Source organism: Desulfocicer vacuolatum DSM 3385 (assembly GCF_900176365.1).
GTDB classification, from domain to species: domain Bacteria; phylum Desulfobacterota; class Desulfobacteria; order Desulfobacterales; family Desulfobacteraceae; genus Desulfocicer; species Desulfocicer vacuolatum.
Genome location: NZ_FWXY01000014.1, coordinates 66,432 through 89,416 on the forward strand (window position 1 = coordinate 66,432; position 22,985 = coordinate 89,416).

At 39.4% G+C, this 22,985-nt stretch carries 13 protein-coding genes; 2 read left to right on the forward strand and 11 right to left on the reverse strand.

What is annotated here, in order from left to right:
* Positions 1-2: 2 nt before the first annotated feature.
* Positions 3-830, reverse strand: a complete 828-nt coding sequence (gene truA / locus B9A32_RS13255) for a tRNA pseudouridine(38-40) synthase TruA (protein ID WP_084069928.1) — start codon at positions 828-830, stop codon at positions 3-5.
* Between the two features lie 352 nt (positions 831-1,182).
* On the opposite strand from truA, the gene mrcB reads away from it, so the two are divergent.
* Both mrcB and B9A32_RS13265 read left to right on the forward strand, forming a co-directional pair.
* The gene (gene mrcB, locus B9A32_RS13260; RefSeq protein ID WP_084069975.1) at positions 1,183-3,483 is read left to right on the forward strand and encodes a penicillin-binding protein 1B; all 2,301 of its coding nucleotides are present in this window, start codon (positions 1,183-1,185) and stop codon (positions 3,481-3,483) included.
* Positions 3,480-3,965 (forward strand): hypothetical protein, encoded by a 486-nt coding sequence (locus B9A32_RS13265; RefSeq protein WP_084069929.1) that lies wholly within the window; start codon positions 3,480-3,482, stop codon positions 3,963-3,965. Before mrcB ends, B9A32_RS13265 begins: the two co-directional genes overlap by 4 nt.
* Before the next feature lie 551 nt (positions 3,966-4,516).
* Here the strand turns inward: B9A32_RS13265 and B9A32_RS13270 are convergent.
* The 10 genes from B9A32_RS13270 to B9A32_RS13315 form a co-directional block, all read right to left on the reverse strand.
* The gene (locus B9A32_RS13270; protein WP_084069930.1) at positions 4,517-5,644 is read right to left on the reverse strand and encodes a sulfotransferase family protein; all 1,128 of its coding nucleotides are present in this window, start codon (positions 5,642-5,644) and stop codon (positions 4,517-4,519) included.
* A gap of 264 nt (positions 5,645-5,908) precedes the next feature.
* The gene (locus tag B9A32_RS13275; RefSeq protein ID WP_084069931.1) at positions 5,909-6,595 is read right to left on the reverse strand and encodes a TVP38/TMEM64 family protein; all 687 of its coding nucleotides are present in this window, start codon (positions 6,593-6,595) and stop codon (positions 5,909-5,911) included.
* Between the two features lie 79 nt (positions 6,596-6,674).
* Complete coding sequence (locus B9A32_RS13280; protein WP_084069932.1) at positions 6,675-8,066, reverse strand: oxidoreductase; 1,392 nt, start codon at positions 8,064-8,066, stop codon at positions 6,675-6,677.
* 376 nt (positions 8,067-8,442) lie between these two features.
* Positions 8,443-9,672 (reverse strand): hypothetical protein, encoded by a 1,230-nt coding sequence (locus B9A32_RS13285; RefSeq protein WP_084069933.1) that lies wholly within the window; start codon positions 9,670-9,672, stop codon positions 8,443-8,445.
* Positions 9,673-9,712: 40 nt separating this feature from the next.
* Positions 9,713-10,489: an outer membrane lipoprotein-sorting protein gene (locus tag B9A32_RS13290; protein ID WP_084069934.1), complete on the reverse strand. Its 777-nt coding sequence runs from the start codon at positions 10,487-10,489 to the stop codon at positions 9,713-9,715.
* Positions 10,490-10,625: 136 nt separating this feature from the next.
* Positions 10,626-11,888: an ABC transporter permease gene (locus tag B9A32_RS13295; protein WP_212637936.1), complete on the reverse strand. Its 1,263-nt coding sequence runs from the start codon at positions 11,886-11,888 to the stop codon at positions 10,626-10,628.
* Positions 11,889-12,027: 139 nt separating this feature from the next.
* Positions 12,028-12,780, reverse strand: a complete 753-nt coding sequence (locus tag B9A32_RS13300) for an ABC transporter ATP-binding protein (protein ID WP_139795826.1) — start codon at positions 12,778-12,780, stop codon at positions 12,028-12,030.
* A 146-nt stretch (positions 12,781-12,926) separates the two neighbouring features.
* On the reverse strand, positions 12,927-14,306 hold the full coding sequence (locus B9A32_RS13305) for a polyketide synthase dehydratase domain-containing protein (protein ID WP_084069936.1): 1,380 nt from the start codon (positions 14,304-14,306) through the stop codon (positions 12,927-12,929).
* Positions 14,307-14,379: 73 nt separating this feature from the next.
* On the reverse strand, positions 14,380-16,260 hold the full coding sequence (locus B9A32_RS13310) for an SDR family NAD(P)-dependent oxidoreductase (protein WP_084069937.1): 1,881 nt from the start codon (positions 16,258-16,260) through the stop codon (positions 14,380-14,382).
* 86 nt (positions 16,261-16,346) lie between these two features.
* The gene (locus B9A32_RS13315; protein ID WP_084069938.1) at positions 16,347-22,235 is read right to left on the reverse strand and encodes a type I polyketide synthase; all 5,889 of its coding nucleotides are present in this window, start codon (positions 22,233-22,235) and stop codon (positions 16,347-16,349) included.
* Positions 22,236-22,985 lie beyond the last annotated feature (750 nt).

Below are 22,985 nucleotides of genomic sequence, written 5' to 3' on the forward strand. Positions count from 1 at the left end.
GGTTACTTTTTATTCTCCCGGTTTCTTTTGACGGCTGCATTCATGGTGTCTTGATCATAAAAAACAGAATCAAGGTAAAGTCCCGATGCCGGGGCCGTACCGGGCGCTGCATTACGATTTTTTGCTTTTATAATACGAGGGAGCTCTTTAATTGGAGTTCTTCCCTCTCCCACCTTGACCAGTGCACGGACAATATTTCGCACCATTTTGTATAAAAAACCGTCTGCTATGATTGAAAAAGTTAAAAGATCCTCATCCCGGTTTAGATTCAGGGCGTGCACTGTTCGTATGGTGGTGGCTCTTTTATAGTTGGGAACCTTTGCAAAGGATGCATAGTCCATGGTTCCCACAAAAAAAGGACAGGCTTTCTGCATGGCCTTTACATTGAGTTTTCCGGGAATGTACCACACCTTGCCGTCCATGGCTTGTGGCAAATCAGGATGGTTCCATATCTTATAACAATAGCACTTGCCCTGGGCAGAATCCCTTGCATGGAAATTATCTTCCACTCTTTGAAGAAGGGTAATTTCAATGGGATCATCCAGGGCCTTGTTAAGGCTTCTCAAGGCTTTTTTTTCATCAACTTCTTTGGGGAGACGAACGGTGGCCACCTGTCCCAGTGCATGGGTCCCGCGGTCTGTGCGTCCGGAGCCCTCCACATTGCACCGCAATCCAAAGCACTCTGTTACGGCATTTTCCAAAGCCCCCTGGATGGTTGGTTTTTCTTTATGGCGTTGCCATCCGTAATAATCTTGTCCATCATATCGGATATCCATCCTGTAATTGGCAAGGGGTGTTTCTTCTGCTGTATTATGTTGAGAGTGTGTCATTAAATAATATCCAGAGATTGGGGCGCACTTGGCGCAGTCACCATTAAATAATAAGGGTCATTAACGCGCCCACTGTTAGCACAACTCTTAATCGAAAACAAGGGCGGAACTGTGGGGGCCGTCTGGATGGATGCCGAAAGTTGAGTATATTACAGAAGGCTATTTGTTTTCAATGTTGCCTGTATGCCCATATTTTGGTACCGTCCTGAGAATCTAAGATAATCGACATTGTCTATCTTTTTTTTCCTGCTTTGCGGGGTGGTTTCAGGGAAAAGGAGCTGGTATTATGCCGCCCCCTCCTTAGGTAAACTTGAAGGCGAGCTTTTCATATATAAAAAATGATACGGAAAAAATGAAAAAAAAAATTTTAATACTGCTTCTCATGGGATGTACAGCCCTTTTTCTGGGGTATTTTTATAAATTCAATACAGTGGTTCAAGAGCGGTTCCAGGGTAGGTTGTGGGAGCTGCCGGCCCAGATTTATGCCCGTCCCCTGGAGATTTATCCTGCCATGCATCTGGTGCCGGATCTGTTTGAAAAAGAGCTGCGCCTCATGGGATACCGCCGGAAAAAGGATTGGAAGGGCCTTGAAAATCCCGGCAGTTATGTTCGAATGAAAAACACCTTTGATCTGTTTTGCAGATCCTTTAATTTCGGGGATGATCAGGCCCTTGCCCGCCATATACGGATACGCATAAAAAACAATGAAGTGGTTGATGTGAGAAACCCAAAATCCGGATCAGCCGTAAAAATGGTTCGACTGGACCCGGTGGTGATCGGGCGGTTTTATCCCTCATCCATGGAAGACCGGGTTCTGGTTAAATTGGATCAACTTCCTCCCTTGCTGGTCAAGGCCATTGTGGCCGTGGAAGATCGGACTTTTTACACACATTACGGCATTGATCCGAAATCCATTCTCCGGGCCATGGTGGTCAATGTGAAAAAAAAGCGTTTGTCCCAGGGGGGCAGTACTTTGACCCAGCAATTGGCCAAAAATTTTTTTTTGACCCGGGAAAAATCCTTTGTTCGGAAAATCAATGAAGTGTTCATGGCCGCAGCTTTGGAACTTCATTTCACCAAAGAGCAGATTCTTGAAGCCTACATGAACGAAGTTTATCTGGGTCAGGACGGGAAACGGGCCATCCACGGTTTTGGACTGGCAGCTGATTTTTATTTTGGTAAATCCCCGGCAGACCTTGCCCCCCAGGAGATGGCTTTGCTGGTGGGCATGCTAAAAGGACCGTCCGGTTATAATCCCAGGCTCCATCCGGACCGTGCAAAGGAGCGCCGAAATCTTGTATTAAACCTGATGGCAGATCAGAACCTGCTTTCCCCATCCGAACTTAAACGTGCTCTGGCAGCCCCTTTGAATGTAATTGAAAAAACACGCCTGGGCCATTCTCCCTTCCCCTATTATCTGGATCTGGTTAAGCGTCAATTGTTAAAAGAGTATAATGAAGCAGATCTCAGGGCCATGGGATTGCGGATTTTTACCACCCTGGATCCCCAGGTTCAACTGGCTGCGGAACAGGCAGTGGCAGGATTTCTGAATAAAAGGAATAAAAAAATTCAGACCGGTCTTGTGGTGACTTCCAGGGCTTCCAATGAGATCCAGGCCTTGGTGGGGGGAAGAGCATCAGCAAAGGGGGGATTTAATCGGGCCCTGGACGCCACACGTCCCATCGGTTCCCTGGTGAAACCGGCCATCTATTTCACTGCTTTGGACCGCCCGGATATCTACAGCATGATTTCCCGGATCAATGATAATTCCATAAAAATAAAAAATGCCGATGGCACCATGTGGCAACCCCAAAATTTTGATAAAAAATCCCACGGCACTGTTACCCTTTATAAGGCCCTGGCCAATTCCTATAATGTATCCACTGTGAGGTTGGGCATGGCTCTGGGAGTTGATGCTGTTGCAGATACCCTGGAAAGAATGGGTCAGGCACCCCCAAAGCCATGGCTGCCCTCCATGTTGCTTGGAAGCATTGAGATGTCACCGGTGCAGGTGGCAAGGATTTATCATACCCTGGCTTCAGGGGGATTTTACACCCCGGCCCGGGCCATTCGGGTGATTTATACACCGGACGGAGAACGTCTTCAGCGGTATCCACTGACCATTGAACAGCGTCTGAATCCCGGGGCCGTATTTTTATTGAACAAAATACTCCAGGGTGCCGTTCTCCAGGGAACCGGGAAATCGCTTTCCCGATGGGTCTCTTCAAACCTTGCCTTTGCCGGGAAAACCGGTACTTCCAATGGTTACAGGGACAGCTGGTTTGCCGGGTTTTCAGGCAGCCGACTGGCAGTGGTGTGGGTTGGACGGGACGACAATCGTTCCTGTGGACTCACCGGAGCCACCGGTGCCTTGCAGATATTTGGAAGGGTTATGTCAAAAATTTCCAATGCGCCACTGGTTCTGGCGGTTCCGGAAAATGTTGAGTGGGGAATCATTGATCCTGCAACCGGTGCCCGGACAGATGAAAATTGTTCCGGGGCGATGTCTGTTCCTTTTATCCGGGGATTTGTTCCGGAAAAATATCGTCCCTGTACCCGGGGGAACCAGATTCGGGAAAAAGAAAAAACACAACCATCCAGAAAACTGAAACCGGCCAATTTAATGGACTGGTTAAAGGAGGTTTTAAAATGAGAGCCGTTTTAACATCCACTCAATGGATTTTTTTTGTAATTGTTTTGTTTTTTACAGCTTCCTGCGCCGATCACCGGGTGGCATCCATTCCCCAGACCCATCTACCTCCGGAAATCGGCACCCCTTCGTCAAAGACCATACCGGCCGGGTATCATCATAAAAAAAGTCGGCCGGGTATTGTGGAGAGCCTTATCCGCACCGCCCGGAAAGAATTGCACCATGGGCAGCCTGAAGCCGCTTTTCAGACATTGGAACGTGCCCTCAACATTGATGGACAGGATTCTCTGGTCTGGCACCTCATGGCAAAGACAAGGTCTGTGCAGGGACAATACGGCCAGGCTGAATCCCTGGCAAGAAAGTCCAATACCCTGTCAGCGGATAATGCCTCACTTAGAAAGAAGAACTGGAGGTTGATTGCCAATGCATTGGAAAAACAGGGACGCATTCAGGAAGCGAGTCTGGCTAAACAAAAATCCATGTAATTTTTTTTGAATCATTCTATTGAAATTAACTTTAGATGGTGGTTTTACTTTTTCTTTTGTGACGTTTGTTCTTGAGAGGTAAGACTATATTTTGTTCCCGTGCAGTCAGTCTACTTTTGAAGGGTTGACTGTGTAATGATCGGTGTCTGTCAAGAATCCTGTCGCATTTTTTATTAAGGATTTTGTGATTAATACGAGATGATTTTCATCATCTTGATTTTCAATCGCTTTTTTTGAAATTTGTCTTGGGTACTCCAATTTTTGGTGTTGGCATTTGATAGTAAAATGTTATTTTGGCTCTATTTGTGTAATATGGATTCTCTAATGCTTTTTCCTTTATCCAACTGGCTGATTGGTTTGGAATGTGGTGGTATTATTTTTTGATTACGGCTTCTTTTTTTCGGGTGCATATCGTATAAATACCTAATTGGGGAGGTCACGTGAACTAATTATCTTCTGAGCCCTGTAGTAGCTGTTTAAAATCCATGTGGCAACAAGTATTCTGGCACAGGGGAGGGCTGATATTGTTCAATTCCCGCACAAAGAAACATTTATTGATCGTTTGTTTTAAAATTATATTTTTCAAAAATTTGTTTTAGATCTTGTTGTATTAACTCTGGTGTTATTTCAAGCATTTCGAAACTTAAGTTGACATGATTTGGTTTATATGATTTTTGTCGGCGTGCTTGTTTTTCCCAATGTGCTTGAAGGTCTTTATCTACATTAATGCCAGTAAAATCAACTATGCGGTTCATTGTCATTTCCAAATTATCTCTTAAATCTTCATAACGAATTTCTAAAAAACATTTTTCATCTATTATGCCTTGTGATCGTAAATTTTCAAATTGCAACAAGGCTTCACAATTATAGCGATAACGATACTTCAAAAAGGTAGAAATAGCTTGTGAGCTAACACCCGGATTAAATTTTTCACTCACTTTCTTGTGTAGAGTCATATGTGAGGGAATTGCATCAAGAGGAGATCTAATCAGATGAATAAATTTTGCATCTGGAAAAATTTCTAAAAGTGTTTTTAAACGAAAAGTAGAGAATACAGCTTTTGATATGACTTGATTTTTTTTTAAGAATTTAATTTGCCTTTGAAGATAAGCTTTTAGAAATTTGACTGCTTCGCGTCTGTGAGGTTGCTGGTCATGATAAACGAGCTCATCAAATCCATCTGGATGCAATCCAAGTGATGTTGAAAATGATAAATGCTGGGTATCCATTATGTGCCCGAGAACCATTTCATCTTCCTCAAATGTAGTCAATGTTGTTTTATGGCCTTCCCCACTTCCTAAAACTTCATAATTCACATTAGATTCCTTTCGCTCAATAAAGTGAATAAGGGGATGAAGTAATACTCTTAGTGTAAGTGACGGTATAAGAATATGCCAAAATTTTGAAGCCACATAATCATTATGACGATTAATAAGTCTATAAAGAAAAGTGGATCCTGTTCTGCCAGCACCCATGATGAATATAGGCTGTTTGATATTTATTTTATTAATATTAGGAAAAAAAAATTGGTCAAGGACCATACTAAAACGTACTAAAAGCATCCAAAGATACATTCCCGTAGCAACCGCTACTCTACTCAATCCAAGTTCACGGTAAGTGGTGAGAATGTTTCTTTTTGAAATTTTATAAATATGTTGTCTAAGTTTGCGATTGAACATTTTACTCTCCTGAATTCTAACCTGGAGAAGCCAGAAACCAAAAAATTAGTTGATTAAAAATTATGAGTTTGGTCATAACGTGGGTCATTTTGTGATAAAAATTTAGTGTTAGAGATTATTTTCTGTAATTACAGTCCCCTTGCGGTTGATCAGATTTTATCTAACGCATAGTGGCCCAGCTTATGATCAACCCCAAAATTAAATTCTGTGGTGTTATAGCTTTCCAAGCTATGGCTGATTTTCCCGCAGTTTTTGATTCAATTTTTAAAGTTTGTTCGGTGGAATTTGAAATTTTTTGCGTAAATATTTCATTAAAAGAAAGCAACTGGTCAGGATCGTTACCCCTATTCCAATATACCATCCAGCTTTATTCACATCGTTTGTTTGTACAAGACCTGCACCAATTAAGCTATAGGCCGCAGCCCCTGGGAGTGCCCCCCAAAATGTCAGTAGAGCCAATTTGATTAATCCTATAGGAGTCAAAGCTAAAATTAAATTTTGTAATAAATATGGAACAATGAATATAAGGCGTATTATTATTACCATTATTGATCCATGTTTTGATAATAATAAATATATTTCTTGAGCATTAGGATTTTTTTTAATAGAAAATTGGATTTCTTTAAAAACATATCGAACGGAAATTGTTGAAGCCATACTACCTAAGGTTATTCCTGATATCGATATGATGGTTCCTATATATGGTCCATAAAGAGCACCTGAAATAATATTCAACAGGATAAGTATCGGGATAAAAAAGAAGGCAGAAAGCACATACGTGCCAGTTACGATAAAATAACTCCAGAATCCAAGTAAGCTTAAAGGATTTTGCAAGTCTGAAGTTAGTGATTCGTTATTGTATTCTGGAAAAAATATAAATTTTCCTAATAATAGGAGGATTTGTAATCCTAAAAAAAGGGCAAAAAAAATTTTTCGATTGTTTTTTTGCATTTATTGGCTCTCAATCAAAATAATTCTGATAGTTTCATATTTTACAATATAGAGCGATTCGATCGGTTTTATAAATTTATCATATTTGGGGTAGATTCTTTATTTTTTCCTTAAATTGCTTGATTTTTTTAGTGAGTTTAGGCGTGTCCAAGAAAAGTTCTGGATACATTTTCTCTCGTCCAACAATCGGATTGACTGAGCAACGTAGCCAATTTGATGTCATGAGGTCCATAAAACAACGTTGACATCTTTTGCATTTGACAATATCTTCAACTCGCCCTTCTTTTACTTTTACTGGCCAGAATGGATCTGCAATGGCCTGTCGGCCCAAAGAAATGATATCGGTTTCCCCTGAAAGAATAGCCTTTTCAGCAGTTTCTGGATTGATAAAGCTTGGGGTTATCACCGGCATTCCCCCAGAGGCCTGCTTGAAACCAGGTGCCCACTGTGTGAATTCTCCTTCGCCATCGGGTGCAAATGCTGCACCTGGATTTTCTGCTGATCCCTGTGATATGTTAAAAAAATTAGCCCCTGCATCCTTACATAATCCAATAACTTTTTTGACTTCATCATGGGGTATTCCACCAGGCATTAACTCATCTCCAGATAAGCGCACACCAAATGCTTTATCATGTCCAATTTTTTCTCGTGTTTTGATGATAATATTGCTTAAAAATCTGACTCTGTTATTAATTGTTCCTCCATATTCATCATGACGTTTGTTGGACCGGGGTGATAAAAATTGATGTAATAAATAACCGTGGGGAGCGTGAATTTCTATGGCATCGTATCCAAGTTTAAAAGCTGCTTGAGCTTGGACAGCAAATCTATCTTCAAGATCAACAATCTCTGCTTTTGTGAGTTCACGGGGAGTATCTCCGCAGATGAGATGCAGCATTTCTGGAAATTTATCTGCCATGTAATCAACTACCAAGTTTTTAAAAGCAATATATTCATCCCCCTTCATTCCCTGTAATGTTTCCAAATCCGGTAACAGAGTAGATGCTTCCGGTGCTATTCGTTTTATTTGTTTTATCCATCCTTGGTTGAGTTTTCGCATATCAACCTCCAATGGAATGGCCGATGGAGCACCAGCTGGGCAGTCTTTGGAGTTGACGTGTGGATGACCTTGCCTTCCCCATCCGGGGCTAAGCTGAAGGCAGAGCTTGCATCCCGAGTACTGATGAATAGTTTCTGTTAATTCGCTGTGAAAGCGGTAGTAACGTTCATCAATCAAAAGCGGTGGGTTGAGAGCTTCGTGACCAGCCCACCTGTGAGGGTTCATCACAACGCATTCCGTCATTATTAATCCAAATCCACCTCTCGCACGCATGGCATACCAAGCAAGGCTCTGTTCACTGGGATATCCGTTGGGACCCGTATAGCCTACATTCATGGGGGCCATGGCAATTCTATTTTTAATTTCAATATCACCAATTTGAATGGGTTTAAACAATGCAGCATGATTCATTTTTTTCTCCTTTAGAAATGAACAAATTAAACATTGAAAATAATATGATTAATAATCAAGTTGCTATTTTAATCTTTGTTTATGGAGGCTGGCCTATACAATATTTCCAGCCATTATGTCGGGGTATTTGAATAATGTATTAACTCAACTTTCGGGCTTCATTTCAAAGCCAGCATTTTTAAATGTACCGATGGGGTCAGTGTACCGACGGGGTCAGGCTTTTGTTATTGATGTTATCGACCAAGGCCTTTGCCAACGAAAAAAGCCTCGATAATGTCAATAACGAAAGCCTGACCCCACCACGAAATGCGAACACCGAAAGTTGAGGTATTAAATCATGATGCCTTGGCAATGATATCAATTTTTTTATTATTGCTCAATACGTCAGTTCCATACCTAAATATGCTGAATAGCTGTTAAGGCTACCAAATTCATCATCAGTATCACCAATAAAAACATCTCCGATGGTAAAAAATTTAAAATGATCACCTAATTCGTATTCCAGTATACACATGGTTCTGCTTGAAGAGTCATCCAAATCTTGTATCCAACGAATAAGATAATTGAAACAGTCGTTAATATTGGAATCGAACACCTGTAGAAGGCTATAATTTTTACGAATAAGAACATCGTCAAAATTTACGTTTCCAATGGGTGAGAGAGATTCTTCAATTGGACCTGTAAATCCGTTTTCATTGTAGTAATATTCAAAAGCAAAAGTGGGACCCAGTTCTAACGTGTATGAAATTCCTAACAAAAAGTTCAGATCTGTAGAGTCTTCATCAACGATTTCATTCGCGACACTTCCTTCTCCATATAACCGAATTGCATCTGCAATACTCCAGTTTGCAAATAAACCTAAGGTTTCACCTTGAGATTCTTTATGAGAGAGAATTAGACTAAAGTATTTTTCGTATCCGGTGTAGTCAATTTTCATGGCGTATGTTTTTTCAAAATCGTTGTGAAAACGATATTCCCCATCATCTGTATTGACTATCAGGGATGTGCTCCAGTTATAATGGGGTATCCATACAAGGCGTCCATAGCCTAACCCTGAAACTTCTATTTTAGGGTTGTCACGACCGTTATCCTTTATAAACGGATTAGATGGGGATATCAGAAAAGAGGGACCCCATTGGATATTTTCACGCCCATAGGACACGAATAATTTCTCTGTTACCATTATTTGGGCCAGCCATTCATTAAAATAAAATTCATCCGTTGTGTCGCTTGTATTTTTTTTTGATCCTTCTGTCCATTTTTCATATTGTAAGCGCCAGCGGGGTTTCATTGATAAATGTACTGAAGGGCCTAAATCCAGATCAAAATCGGGTCTTATGTTGACTTCTGCTTGATATTTATTAATGTTTTGTTGATTGTTGAAATTGATAATTGAATTGGTTTCAGGTTCTCTTATAATTCCAAGTGTCATAAGGTTAAGTCGCCACGAGAAATTATCAATGAGTTGACTACTGAATTTTGGGGATTCAGTTACTTCTTTTTGCGATGGAAGAGCTGTTTTATTTTCTACAGCTATCGCTGTAGTAGTCAATGATAAAGACAGTAAAGCAATAATAAAAAATTTGGGAATGATTAGTCTTTTCATAATGTTTCCTCATATCAGACTTTATATTGCACTGAAAATATTATTTTTTTAACAAGTTACGATTGAAAATATGGTTTGGAATATCTTTTATCTGAGCGTTCTCAAACAAAAGTGTGGTCATGTTTTGTTTTATTAGAATATCACGAATTATAATTTTAGAAATAAAAGGCTGACTCTTTCCATCAATTTCTACAAAATTATCGTATTTCATTTCTGCAGATTTCAATTTTTTACCTGATACCGTAAAATATATGCTTTTAATGCCCAACCCACTATCTCTACTAATCCAATAGTGAATATGATCATATGTGGCATTTTTAGTTTTTGCTTTTAAAAGAAAAACGTGACAGACTTCTTGATTAACGATGTCATCAGGCATGGGCGTTGCTTCATAATCTTCAGCATAGTTCGTGGCGGCAATATCACCATATGCAGCATTTCCAATAAGCTTTTGGCGTTGTGATATAGGAACGGCTTTATTTAAACCTGGTTTGTAAAACCACATATTCCCATTGACCATAAGTATCTTGTTTCCTTTGTCCTTGGCGGGAGCAATTGATTCTGCCAGTGTGTCAAAGCCACGTGCACTTACATTAAAAGCCATTTTTGATTTTTTTTTATTTTCAGAAGAAAGGATGGAAACTTCCCAGGATATGCCATCACGGTTTCCACGGGCTTTATCTGCTTTTTCTAAAATTTTTTGAATGGAAAGGTCCATCGTGTGGCCATTTTTTTCCGTTGAAAAACTGTTCGTATTAAAAAAGACAATAAATATAAAGAGAATTATTCCTGTTTTTTTACTTGATATCCATTTCATTTTTGCACCTCTTTTTTTGATTATAATTGAACTAATTAAGACTTAGAGTTTTACTTTTTTAAAGACTTGATGTTAACTTTATAAATTTTTGATTGAAAATATAATAAGTAATTAGTTTCTATTATATTTTTAATATTTAAGTGTGACCAAGTGCATCAACAATATTTTTATATGCTGCTTTTTTTGCAGGAATTATTGATATTATTGATGATAACAAAACGAGAAATAAAAGCGTCCAGTACATATAAACCGGCACCATGAAAATTTCCAGAGGAATTTTAATCACATAGTTAGGAGGCATCCATTGAGGTTCGAATAGTTTTATCAGCAACCAGTTCAGAATGGTTATCAAAATTCCAAAAAATGATCCGACCAGTCCTAACATGCCACTCTCCATGGCAAATAATCCGATTATTCCTTTACGTTTTAGGCCAAGTGCCCGAAGTGTACCGATTTCTCTGGTTCTTTCAATTACAGACATACTGAGGGTGTTTACAACACTTGTAACGACAATGATGAATACTATAATAAAGATGAAGATAAAGATAATATCGAACATATCTTTTACTTTTCTATAAAAAGGTGAAAGCTCTTTCCAGGTTTTGACCTCCATTTCTAATTTGTTTTTTTTAAAAGCTGTTTGGAGTAATTTCTTTATGGGAGTAATCAGTTTTTCATCAGTCAGCAAAAGCGATAATCTGTCTATGCTTTTTGTATCGTAGAGAGACTGGGCAAATTTTAATGGAAGCCTCATAACTTTATCATTGAGCTCTTCCACAGGAACATCGTACCGTTGAAAAACTTCAACATCCAGTGCATTAATTCTGCCATCAACTGTTGGGGACATAACCACAGCGTCTGATCCTATGTCGATATTTAATTTTTCTGCTAACCCATTGGTAAGGCCCACGCCATAAGGAATGTCATCTTGTAAGGCTTTACCATTGTGTAACTTTAAATTTCCACCTATCCCAGTGGCTTGTCTCTGTATTTCCTGGGTTTGGGATGGAACTCTACCGGAACCGATAAACACAGTGGAAACTTCTCCATTACTGATGAGTCCTGTGATTTGCATTTGGGGGGTTGCTATGAGAATTTGTGGAATTTTTGCGCATATATCATCAATTAAAGCGTATTCTTGAGAAGTGATAAGATATTTGGTGGGATCAATTCGTCCTTCAGTTAAAAAACCTTTCTTGAAAATAGTTAAATGTCCATTGGCATGTGAGTAAATGAATGAATCTTTCAGATTCGTAAATATATATGAGGTAAATCCTCCAAATATATTTACTGCTGCATATCCGATGGCAATTGCTATAATTGTATAAAAAGAACGCCTTCCGTTCCTAAGAAGATTGGCCATGGCAAATTTGATCCAGACAATAAACTTTGAATTCACTGTTGTCTCCTGATATTATATAAAGAAAGTCCCCGCAACCTGGGAGGCGTTTTTATATCTGTTGTGGGTAGACCAAAACCGAAATAGATTTTGGTCCGTCCGTGGCGGTTGTATAGAAAAAAGTTTGATCGTATCTATCCTATAGCATTTGTTTTGTCTCGAAGTTAGTGTTTTTATTAGTCTCTACATTATCATTATTTTTTTTATCTGCCTTAGAGTCATTGGTAATAAAACCGTCCTGCAGATTAATTTGACGATTAACACGATCCAGAAGACGTTGGTCATGGGTTGAAAAGACAAATGTTGTTTTTTTAGAAATATTTATTTTACGCATTAAATCAATTATTTTAAGGGCGTTTTCAGAGTCAAGGTTTGCGGTGGGCTCATCTGCTATGATAAGGTCAGGGGCTGTGATCAATGCCCGGGCAATTGCCACCCTTTGCTGTTGCCCTCCAGATAATTTATGGGGTCTGTGAAGGAAATAATCTCCAATTCCCAATTCAAAAAGCAGACTTTTGGCGGCGTTAATGCTGGATTTTTCAAATTCACCTTTAATAAGAAGGGGCAACGTTACATTGTCAAGTGCGGTAAGAACAGGAATAAGATTGAAATTTTGAAAGATAAATCCAAGATGTTGATTTCTCATTTCACTTTTTTGGTTGTCAGAAAGGGATGTGACCTCCGTTCCCTGAAACAAGAGCGTACCTGAGGTATGGTTGTCTGTCAGTCCCATGAGGTTGCACAGTGTGGATTTGCCAGATCCGGATGGACCCCAGACCGCAACGAACTCACCGTTTTGTATTGACAGGTTAATGCTTTTTAATGCTGTAATACGTGTCTCTCCCAGGTAGTAATCTTTTTTTATATTCTTCATTTCAACAAGTGATGACATAGTCTTCAATCCTTCCTTAATAATAATTGGGCGTAATGAAATTTTTCATTCTGGGAGTATATTTTCGTCTCTTTCCTTCATTTTTTGTGATGGCATATAAGAGAGGTTTGTTAACCCCATTTTAAAAAGATTGGTTTGCAAAAAGACTACTCTCTTTGTGCAATGGCAATTATACTGTTTTTTAAAATTTTTGTAACCACTGTTGGGGTGGTTGTCTGATCTGGAATATGCGTGATTGAAAAAGTTTTCTCTTTTTTTGTTGAAAGCGCAAAACTTGCCGGATGAATCATAGAATGAGAAGTTTTGGTTATTATCCAATGTCTTGCAGCATCTTTGGCCACCAGACGTTGAAGTAACCAATCTTGAATCTCAGGAGAATTTTCTTTTATATTTTTGAATATAGAAAGCTCTTCTTTATGGAGAATGGTTCTGGCAAGCCATTCTATATTTATGTCCCGGAGGATGGATTTGGAGATTTCAAAGGTAATTGTGTTTTCAGAAGAATCTGGCAACTTAGTTGATGCAAAAAAAACTTCAGGAAGTCTTAAAAAATTTGACATGGATTCGCAATGCCGAAAAATGACATATTTCCAGTTTTCTATGCGCATCCATACATTTTCTTTGCCATCATGAATTTCCAGATTTACTGAAATGGTTTTGTATTTTTGTTCGCTTATTTGAAGATAAACCGCTAAATCTTGATCCAGTTTTGGTATTGGGCAATATAATTCAATGTTATCAATACCAATGGGAAGAGCATTGAATTCTTTGTCTATAAACCAGGCTACCATTAGTTGTGCCAGGCCATCCATAAAGCTCGGATGCGTTAAAAGTTCGGGGGTGTCTGTAGATCTAAATAAATTATCTGTTTTAAAAAGTTTTACTTCTGCAATGAGGCCATTTTTTCCCACAGCATGAATTTTAGAAATGCACTGTAGAAGGGGACCATGGAAAAGAAATCGCTCACTGTATAATTGCTCCACACTGATGGGAAGTGGTTGGGGGGTTACAAGTTCTGAAAAAATTAAAGAGACACTTAGAAGATATTTTTTCCCAAAAATAACATCGCATCTCATTGCCGGAAAGTCGTATCCTTTCTTGAAAAGTTCTACTTTTATTTTACGACTCATCTGCATGGAATTATCTTCTTGAAATCGTGCAGATAAGGTAATAGGAAGGGTTGTAATATCTTCCAGCCCCACCCAGTTTGATGCTGTAACGTTTTTAAAACCGATGAGCCCAAGACCTGGGGCCAGACAGGCTGCCGCCTCACCCATCATTTCCAGGCCAAATGTCATCGGCAATACAGGAAGACAAGAAGAGATATTTCTGACTTCAGATGCGTGGATCAAAGTATGGTCTTTGAGGTATAAGTCTTCATCAAGGTCAAGTGTATAGCCTATTTTTATCATGACATCTGGTTGGTATTCAAGGATGTCTCCCACGTAAGGCATACGTTGGGCAGTGTTTTCATTGAAGTCTGTTGAGCGTTGGGTTTCAACTGTTGGGATATCACCAAAATGCACTTTGTTATTTTCCTTTATACTTTTTGTGATGATTGAACAATCGTTGTGATGTGTTTGCTCTGCAATTTAATTTTTATTGAATTGCATTTGTCAGATCAAGACTTCCAGAAATAACAACCTCTGATGCTGGTTTATTATAGAAAAATAACTCTTCAAAAAACATTTTAACACCTTCATCCACAGATATCATCTGAATTCCTTTTGTTGTAAAAAATTTACGAAGATCTTCAGAAATCATACCATAATCCCATGGTCCCCAGTTAATTGAGACAATTCTTCCTGGCCATTTACTGTCAAGTCGATTGGCAAATTTGTTCAATATTTCGTTGGCAGCACAATAGTCGGTCTGGCCAATATTTCCCAATCGGCTTGCAATTGATGAGAAAAAAACCATAAACTTCAAATGGTCTGGACGGATCATTTTTTCAAGTACAGCTGCTGGCAAAACCTTTGTCTCAAATACCCTTGAAAACGACTCAAGAGATTTTGATTCAAGGCGCTTATCCTCTATAATGCCAGCACCATGGATGACTCCGTCAATTCGTCCCCATCGTTCATAAATATTATTAATTAAAAATTCAAGTTTTGTGTTATTTCTTACATCCAGGGGATGGTATTTAACAGCAGCACATCTTTTTTTAAGGAGACGCATATTCCGACGAATTTGTCTGGCTTTTAAAATATTTTTAACCTGGTTTAGTATAGTGCTTGGAGATAAAATAGAATTTTGTTTTTTTGCTTTTTTAATGAGGAATTGTTGGAGGTCCGTAAAAGTTTGAAACTCTTTTGTTTCTGGTGATTCTGCTTCTGGTAAAGGAGATCTGCCCAGAATGATAATTTTTGAACCATACCTTGCTGCAATTTCCAAAAGAATTTCTGAAACAATACCATATGCTCCTCCAGTAGCCAAGATAACGGAGTCAGAATCCAACTCACAGGTCATGCCCAAATCAGGAGAGGGTTCCTCTTTTTTAAGATCCAACTTCCAGCGATTTTTTCCATCCAGGCCGATCTCAATTTCTTCATCAAATGCAGCAAACTCTTGTCGTAGTCTGGCAATAACATACAAAGGAGATGCGGAAGGATCCACATCAATACATTTTACTTTAATTTGAGGATATTCTCTGGCCAAAGCCTTGGTCAAACCAATTGATCCTGCCTGTCCCAGAGAATAGTCGTGTTCTTTTTTTAAACCAAATTGTCCATCCATAAATGAAAAATTCACCAAGCACGCATCTTCTTGCTCTGAATTTTTTTTAAGCTCTTTTATAAAGAATTTTAGAAAAAGAAACCATTTTATGGCATCCTGTAGATTTCCATCATGGCTTTGCCTCATCAAAGGCTTATGCTCGGATGTGTCTTTTTTTTCTTCAGGCCTGGGTATGTAGGCCCCCAAAAGTCCTTTCCCCTCATATGGCTTTGTCATACCCAGCAAGTTGATAATAGCTGCAATTCCCGGAAAAGAGTTGTTGATTAAGTTCTTTAGTGATTTTATTGATTCAGGTGAGAGCAGGTCCACCTGATAACAATTATTTCCCAGAATTTTTGTATTATCTCCAGGGACAATATGAATGAATGGATTTTTAAAATCCGAGAGAGATTTCTTAATTAAATGAATAAGATCAGGATTTTCCCCAATAAGTAATATCGCTTTTTCTGGAGAAAAATGTAAATTTTTTTTATTTTTTTTTATGCCTGCAAGAAACGGTTTAAGGACCAGGCGGTGCACTGGTTCCTTTAGATTGTCAATATTTTTTTGATTTGTGTTCAGTGCCGCTGCCACCATATTTTTCTGAAGATTAATGATTCTTTGAATTAGCTTATCTTGGTGGCATTGCATATCAAAAAAAAGGGCTGCCATGCGCTGGTACTCTTCCAATATTTTTGAAACATCTTGGTTGATTTTGCATTGCTCGCTAATATGGGGCTGGGCAATGTATGATTTTTTTTTCATTGTCCGGGTACCCTCTCTCGGGTTTATGGATTAAATAGTATCTGTTCTGAGAAAATACATACACTGTTAGTTTCTAAAAGATATACCTAACTTTGTGAGCTCATTGACTTGGAGCTTAAAAGATCTTCTCTTTTCTTTTCATACCATTCAATAATTTCTCCCAAGGAATTTATGGCCGATAATTCATCAATAATCATTTCCTCATTGTCAGTTCCTATGAGTTGATATTGTTCGTCTAATGCGCTGAATATTTCCAGTTTTTTGATGGAGTCAATTCCCAAATCTACTTCCATATTCATGTTTAAGTCCAGCATATCTTCAGGAAACCCCGTGTACTCACAGGTGGTTTCCATAAGTTTTTGCTTAAACTCATTTATATCAGGTAGCTTTGAAAATTGTCGGGTTGTTTTTTTTCCTTCAGTGGGTGTTGTATTTTTTTCTGGAGAAGTTACGACATCATCGGATTTCACTTCAGTTTGAAATGTTCGGGATGGCTCATTGTATGGTGTATTGTGTTTTTCATCCGGGGTTGCATCCGGCCAGGTCTTTTCCAGTGTTGGAAGGGTGGGGCTGGGAGGAACTGCCTGGGTTACAATGATTGGGTTTTCATGTTCAAACTGCGCTGGGATATTGTCTTGTTGATTAATATTTTGCTCAGAATTACTATTGGAATTTCCGTGGATAGTTGCTTGGATCATACTTTCCTGCATGCGCAGGAATTGTTGCGTTGTTCGATGTTGTTCTTTTTGCATTTCAAAAAGATGTGCCATCGTTTTGTTGCATTGGTCCAAAACTCTTAAAACCTCGTTGCCTGGAATGTTTGTCTGAGCAGCATTGGGGGAGTAAGTTGTCGTTTTTTGTGAGGACATGATGCGCTCCTTATTTTGTATAATAGTTGAGTTTTGTTTTGAAAACGATTGCTTTGCCCGCTGTTTTTTTATAGGCGCTTCATTTTTTATGGTGTGTTTAACAATTTTGACGTCTTTTTTCTTAACTGGAGGATCTTTCCTAAGGTCGCGATGATAGGGTTCTGCACGACCGCCGAATATTCTCCATGCCATGGGCCCTGGGGTGGAATTGGACCGAGCTTCTTGGATTAAATTTTTTGTACTGATAGATTTCAAACCCCGCCCTTTAAAGCAAGGGGCCAAATCCACCGGAATACCCAATGTTTTAACCGAGGCCAACAAGTGGGATAATTGGTCCCATGCAGAACGTCCTTGTGCATCCATGGATACCATGGAGAAAGGGGCATCTCCCAGAATCGCCTTGACCAGTCCGGTGAGCACCCGGCCTGGACCCACTTCAATAAATAAACGTGCTCCGGCATCATACATATTTTGAATCATTTTTTCAAATCTTACCGCTTGTGAGCCATGGTTTTTAATGTGGTTTAATATTTCATCATTTTTGTGGGGATAGGGCTGCGATGTCGCATTACTGAATACTTTTATATCAGGCTTGTTTAAAGTGATTTTTTTAAGGCTTTTTTCCAGATTGGTACTGATACTGTCCATGGCATTGGTGTGGAAAGCTGCCGTAACGGGGATTTTTTTGATTGGAATTCTTTGTGCTGTAATGGCTGCAACCGCTTTGTCAATGGCGTCCACAGAACCGCTGATTACATTTTGTATTGGAGAATTGTAATTTGCGATGGAAACATCAAGGCCCAGTTTTTCAATAAGGTGGGAGGTCGTTTCAGAATCAGCCCTGATGGCTGCCATGGTGCCGGGAGTCTGGGGGGATAAATTTGCAATCAATTTGCCACGATTTTCAGACAATTGGATTAAATCTTTGCGTGAAAGTACTCCTGCGGTGCAAAGGGCAACATATTCTCCATAGCTATGTCCTGCGACCATATCTGGCTTGATTCCAAATAATTTAAGAATATCATGTGAAAGAAGGTTAATTAAACCCAAAGCGGGTTGTGCTATTTGTGTCTGGTTCAGTTCCTGCTGCTGTTTACGTCTATCCTTATCAGAGAAGACAGGTGTGGGAAATATGAAGTTGGAAAGTGGACGATCATAAGCTCCATGGGTGAGTTTATCTCCATACTCAATCAGTTTATATGTTTCAGGCATGGAGATTATTAAATCCTTAAACATGTTGATTTTCTGGGAACCTTGGCCTGGATACAGGAAACATATGCGTTTCAATGGGGCTGTGGAGTCATTGAAAAAAGATTTTTCTGAGTAGTAAATACCCAAATGTGCTTGCTCTATGTCGTTATTTCCATCCAGATTCGATTTTACCATTTTAAGCTTGTTCCTCAAATCATCCAGCGACATGGCAACAATATTTAATCGGCAATCGGGTTTTGGGGGCTGATATTGGTACGAATCAAGAAATACACTGTAAGCCAATTGGTTTAACTCAACCCCTTGGGCCCCTTCTAAGAGAATAAGTAAATTTTGAATTTTAGTTTGCAGCTGGGCACGTGTTTGGGTGGAAAATGTAAAAATTTCCACATCACGAGGAATTAAGTTTTTTGCATTACTTTTTTTGTTATTTTGGACATATTCCTCCATTACAATATGAAAATTGGTGCCACCAAACCCAAAACAGCTCAAACCTGCCTTTCGTGTGTCTTCAGGTTTGTTTAAAATCCATGGGCGGGTTTCGGTATTGATGTAAAAAGGTGAGTCAGTAAAGTTTACTTTTGTGTTAGGTTTCTTGACACCCATGGTTGGTGGAAGAATTTTATGTTCCAATGCCAAGGATGTTTTTATTAACGCGGCCAAGCCTGCTGTGATTTTTGTATGCCCAATCATTGATTTTACCGAACCCACGGCACAATGTTTTTTTGTTGTTATGTCATTTTGCATGAATAAATCCCGATAGGATTGCATCTCAACTCTATCTCCAACAATGGTGCCTGTTCCGTGCATTTCCAATAGATCAACGGAGTCTGGATTGATACCCGCATCTTTATATGCTATTTTCATGGCGCGTACCTGTCCTGCTGCATTGGGAGAGACCAGACTTTTTTTCCGTCCATCACTGCTACCACCAATGCCCTTAATAACGGCATAAATGCGATCTTTATCCCGCTCTGCATCAGTCAATCTTTTCAATACGATGGCCGCCGCCCCTTCGCTGAGAACTATTCCATCTGCCCTGTCATCCAATGGAAGACTCTGCCCCTTAGGAGATAACACTTGTGCCCGGGAAAACATTATATATTCAAAAGGATGGTTTCCAGTATCAACTGCGCCCACAAGTGCTGCATCACATGCCTGTGTTCTGAGTTGCCTTACGGCAATATCCAGTGCAGCAAAAGATGATGCACATGCCGCATCGCAGGTAAAGTTCATACCACCAAGGTCAAATCGATTGCTGATACGACCGGCAATCACGTTGCCCAAGACACCTGGAAATGTGTCTGATGTCCATTTTGGTAGCCTGGCATGAAGGTTGTTTAGTAAGTTTTTTTTCAGTGTTTCAGGGATATCGGAAACCATACCAGCATAATAGTTTGACATGGCACGGGCACCATAATCCATCCCCAGGCTGTTGATCCCCCCGGCACCAAATATGACTGCTGTGTTTTTGCGAGGGAATTCTGGTTTATTATATCCCGCATCGGACAAGGCGTGGCTGGCAACTTTCAGGGCCAGCAGCTGGCTGGAGTCTATGGATTCGAGACTTTTGGGGGCCATGGAGTATTTAACCGGATCAAAGGTTATATCTTTTAAAAAACCTCCCCATTTAGAGTAGCTTTTTTCAATGGATCGGCGATCTGGATCAAAAAAAATATCGATATCCCATCTGTTCCCAGGGATTTCCCGTATAGCACACACTTGATTCAGAATATTGTGCCAATATTCCTTGTTGTTGTTAGACTCTGGCAGAAAAGAAGCCATTCCAATAATAGCAATGTCTTCATTTTCAGCCGCAGACAAAGGTGCTTTTTCCATTGAAATATCATGCTTGGGGTTGGGATTTGAGGTGAAGGCATCAAAGCTTGCAAGGCTTTTTTCTGTGACATCTGTGTGAAGTTTTTTAATGGAAAAAGTTTTATCATGGAGTCTGGCAATTTGTCCTATCATGAACAGTCCCTCTTCTCGTTGAGTCTTATCATCCACCTCTGTTTCTTCAACTTGAATATGGGACACATCATTTTTGTCTGGGGACTTTTTGTAAGAAGTAGCGATTCCTTTGGAAGCAATCTTAAGGCGTCCCAGATTCATTAATTCAAGTTCCTGTAGGATTTCCATATCCTTTTTTCCACTTAATATCAGCGCTTGCTTTTTTTTATAGAATTTTTCAATGAATGGAGTTGCCATGCAGCAAGAAGCATGTCCGATTCCAGATTGAAGTAAATGTGTGGTGTCACAGGCAAGGGCCTGTTTTTGATATTCAGGGGTGATGGCATTATAATTAACAGCTTCTCTGCTGAAAAGATACGCACTCCCCATGATAATACCCAATTTTACCCCTGATGCAGCAAGTGGGGCTGCAAGGGTTTGAACCATGGCTGACGAAAGGGCATCATGAATACCGCCTGCAAAAATAACATGAATTTGTTTTAAATCAGCAATCTCGTTGGATAACAACGTATGAATTATTGATTCCCATAGAACAAAACTCGAAAGTGGACCCACGTGTCCTCCACACTCTCTTCCTTCAAAAATAAATTTAGAACATCCCTTTTTGATGAATTGAGTAAGAAGACCAGGGGAGGGCACATGGAGATAAGTTGAAATTCCTTCTTTTTCATATGCCATTGCCAAGCTGGGACGGCCACCGGCGACAATGGCAAATGGGGGCTTAAATTTTTTAAAAACCTCAAACTGTTTTTGGCGAAGCTCTCCAGGAAGAAATCCCAATGTTCCTATTCCCCAGGGATAATTTTTCACTTCATTGCGTACCTCTTTCAAAATCTCTTTGATGCGGTCACCAGGAAGGGCAGAAAGTGCAACAAAGGGAAGAGCCCCTTCATTGGCAACTTTGAGACTGAATTTACCAACATCGCTTATGTTGGCCATGGGGCCCTGGAGAATGGGATAAGTAGTTCCATGAATTTTGGCAAGGGGAGAGTGTTTTGCAAGCGAACAATGTTTTTTTGCTTTTTTGATGTGTTCCACACAGTTCTTTTCAATGGCAGCAAGAATTGTTTCTGTACTTCCAAAGGTTTTGGAGAGGTGGGATGCCAAGCCGATGTCTTGTCCACAAGGTATAAATATATTATTTTCATTTGCATCCAGCAGAAGTTGAGTCATGGTGACGCGCCAATTGTCGCTTTTTGCCAGCAGGCTCTCATATTCGCGTATTTTGTATCGTCCGGTACGGCTAAATAATCTGAAAAAACAATCTTTATGTCCCAGGCATATTGTTTCACTGCCGTCCATATTCTCCCAGAATTTTTTTTCCTCCATAGAAAAAGGAGATTCATCAGAAAGCCAGAGTTGTTCGCAAAAAACGCCTCCTTCTGCTCCAGCTAAACAGGCTGCTGCAGTGGTATGAACACCCATACCTCCCCATATCCAATACGGAATATCTATTTTTTCTTTGAGTTGTTGGAGTAGAATAAAAGAAGACTCGCTGCCTATATAACCTCCAGCTTCGTTTCCTTTAAGAATGACACCGTTAAATTTTGCTTCTTGGGCGGATTTTGCCTCTTTTTGAGTTGTTACTTCCAGAAAAACTTTTGAGGAGTATTGTTGTGTTATCTGGCGTGCCTTTTCCATTTCTGAAGGCAATATTCCCGCAAGAATTATTATTGGTATTGGAATATTAATTTTTTCTAATAATAATTGGGGGGAGCGAAGTGGTGATCCTAAGGAATCCCAACGAATACCCCAATTTTTATTGTTTCCTACAGAATATTTCAGTAAATCAATGGACCGCAGTATGTTTTTCATATTGCTTCCATATCCTAAATCAAGAATACCTGTTTCACCTGAGTTAATTGCGGCGATGGCAATTTTCGAGTCGCAAATGTGTGACGGTGTAACCACAATATGTGAACCCATGATACCTCCTATGGTTTGTTATTAATTTTGTCAGGTGTACTGCTTCACTCTCGTGAGCCATATAGGGAGGCAGGCGTTTTCAATATACCACCTCAGCTTTCGGTGAAGGCCGGTTATTAGAATCTATTGTTCTTTCAAATGGATGCAATTAAGTAAGCATCGGCTCTATAATTCAAAATTTGGACATTAAAACTAAATTGGATATATTGTAGCTGCAAATGCTTTAAATAAAGATGCGTATGATATATTGTTGAAAATTTAAATAGCATTTGACAGCAGTAGGTTATTAATAAAACCCGCTTCCTTATAAACTCAACTTTCGGTGTTCGCATTTCGTGGTGGGGTCAGGCTTTCGTTATTGTCATTATCGAGGCTTTTTTCGTTGACAAAGGCCTTGGTCGATAACATCAATAACAAAAGCCTGACCCCGTCGGCACACTGACCCCATCGGTACATTTAAAAATGCCGGCTTTGAAATGAAGCCCGAAAGTTGAGTTATAAATATATTAAATCAAAGTTCATATTCAACTTGAAAAGAAGATAGCAGAGAAACTATTACAGCATAAATAAGACCTTCGGGGTAATTTGTTTTTAATAAAAATAAAGATGAAGGATAATAATAAGCCGCATAGAAATAAATGACTTTTCTTTTTGTTTTGAAACTACTGAATTTTAAAGGAATATAAATAAAAAGTCATGCTTTTTATTGTCACGAGACTCCTAAGGGAAATTTAATCTATTGTAAAAGCA

Excerpts from the sequence above, each read along its gene's own strand:
- B9A32_RS13275 (WP_084069931.1), bottom strand. The coding sequence starts at position 6,595 with ATGCAAAAAAACAATCGAAAAATTTTTTTTGCCCTTTTTTTAGGATTA.
- truA (WP_084069928.1), bottom strand. The coding sequence starts at position 830 with ATGACACACTCTCAACATAATACAGCAGAAGAAACACCCCTTGCCAAT.
- B9A32_RS13310 (WP_084069937.1), bottom strand. The coding sequence starts at position 16,260 with ATGAAAAAAAAATCATACATTGCCCAGCCCCATATTAGCGAGCAATGC.
- B9A32_RS13300 (WP_139795826.1), bottom strand. The coding sequence starts at position 12,780 with ATGTCATCACTTGTTGAAATGAAGAATATAAAAAAAGATTACTACCTG.
- B9A32_RS13285 (WP_084069933.1), bottom strand. The coding sequence starts at position 9,672 with ATGAAAAGACTAATCATTCCCAAATTTTTTATTATTGCTTTACTGTCT.
- B9A32_RS13270 (WP_084069930.1), bottom strand. The coding sequence starts at position 5,644 with ATGTTCAATCGCAAACTTAGACAACATATTTATAAAATTTCAAAAAGA.
- B9A32_RS13280 (WP_084069932.1), bottom strand. The coding sequence starts at position 8,066 with ATGAATCATGCTGCATTGTTTAAACCCATTCAAATTGGTGATATTGAA.
- mrcB (WP_084069975.1), top strand. The coding sequence starts at position 1,183 with ATGAAAAAAAAAATTTTAATACTGCTTCTCATGGGATGTACAGCCCTT.
- B9A32_RS13315 (WP_084069938.1), bottom strand. The coding sequence starts at position 22,235 with ATGGGTTCACATATTGTGGTTACACCGTCACACATTTGCGACTCGAAA.
- B9A32_RS13290 (WP_084069934.1), bottom strand. The coding sequence starts at position 10,489 with ATGAAATGGATATCAAGTAAAAAAACAGGAATAATTCTCTTTATATTT.
- B9A32_RS13265 (WP_084069929.1), top strand. The coding sequence starts at position 3,480 with ATGAGAGCCGTTTTAACATCCACTCAATGGATTTTTTTTGTAATTGTT.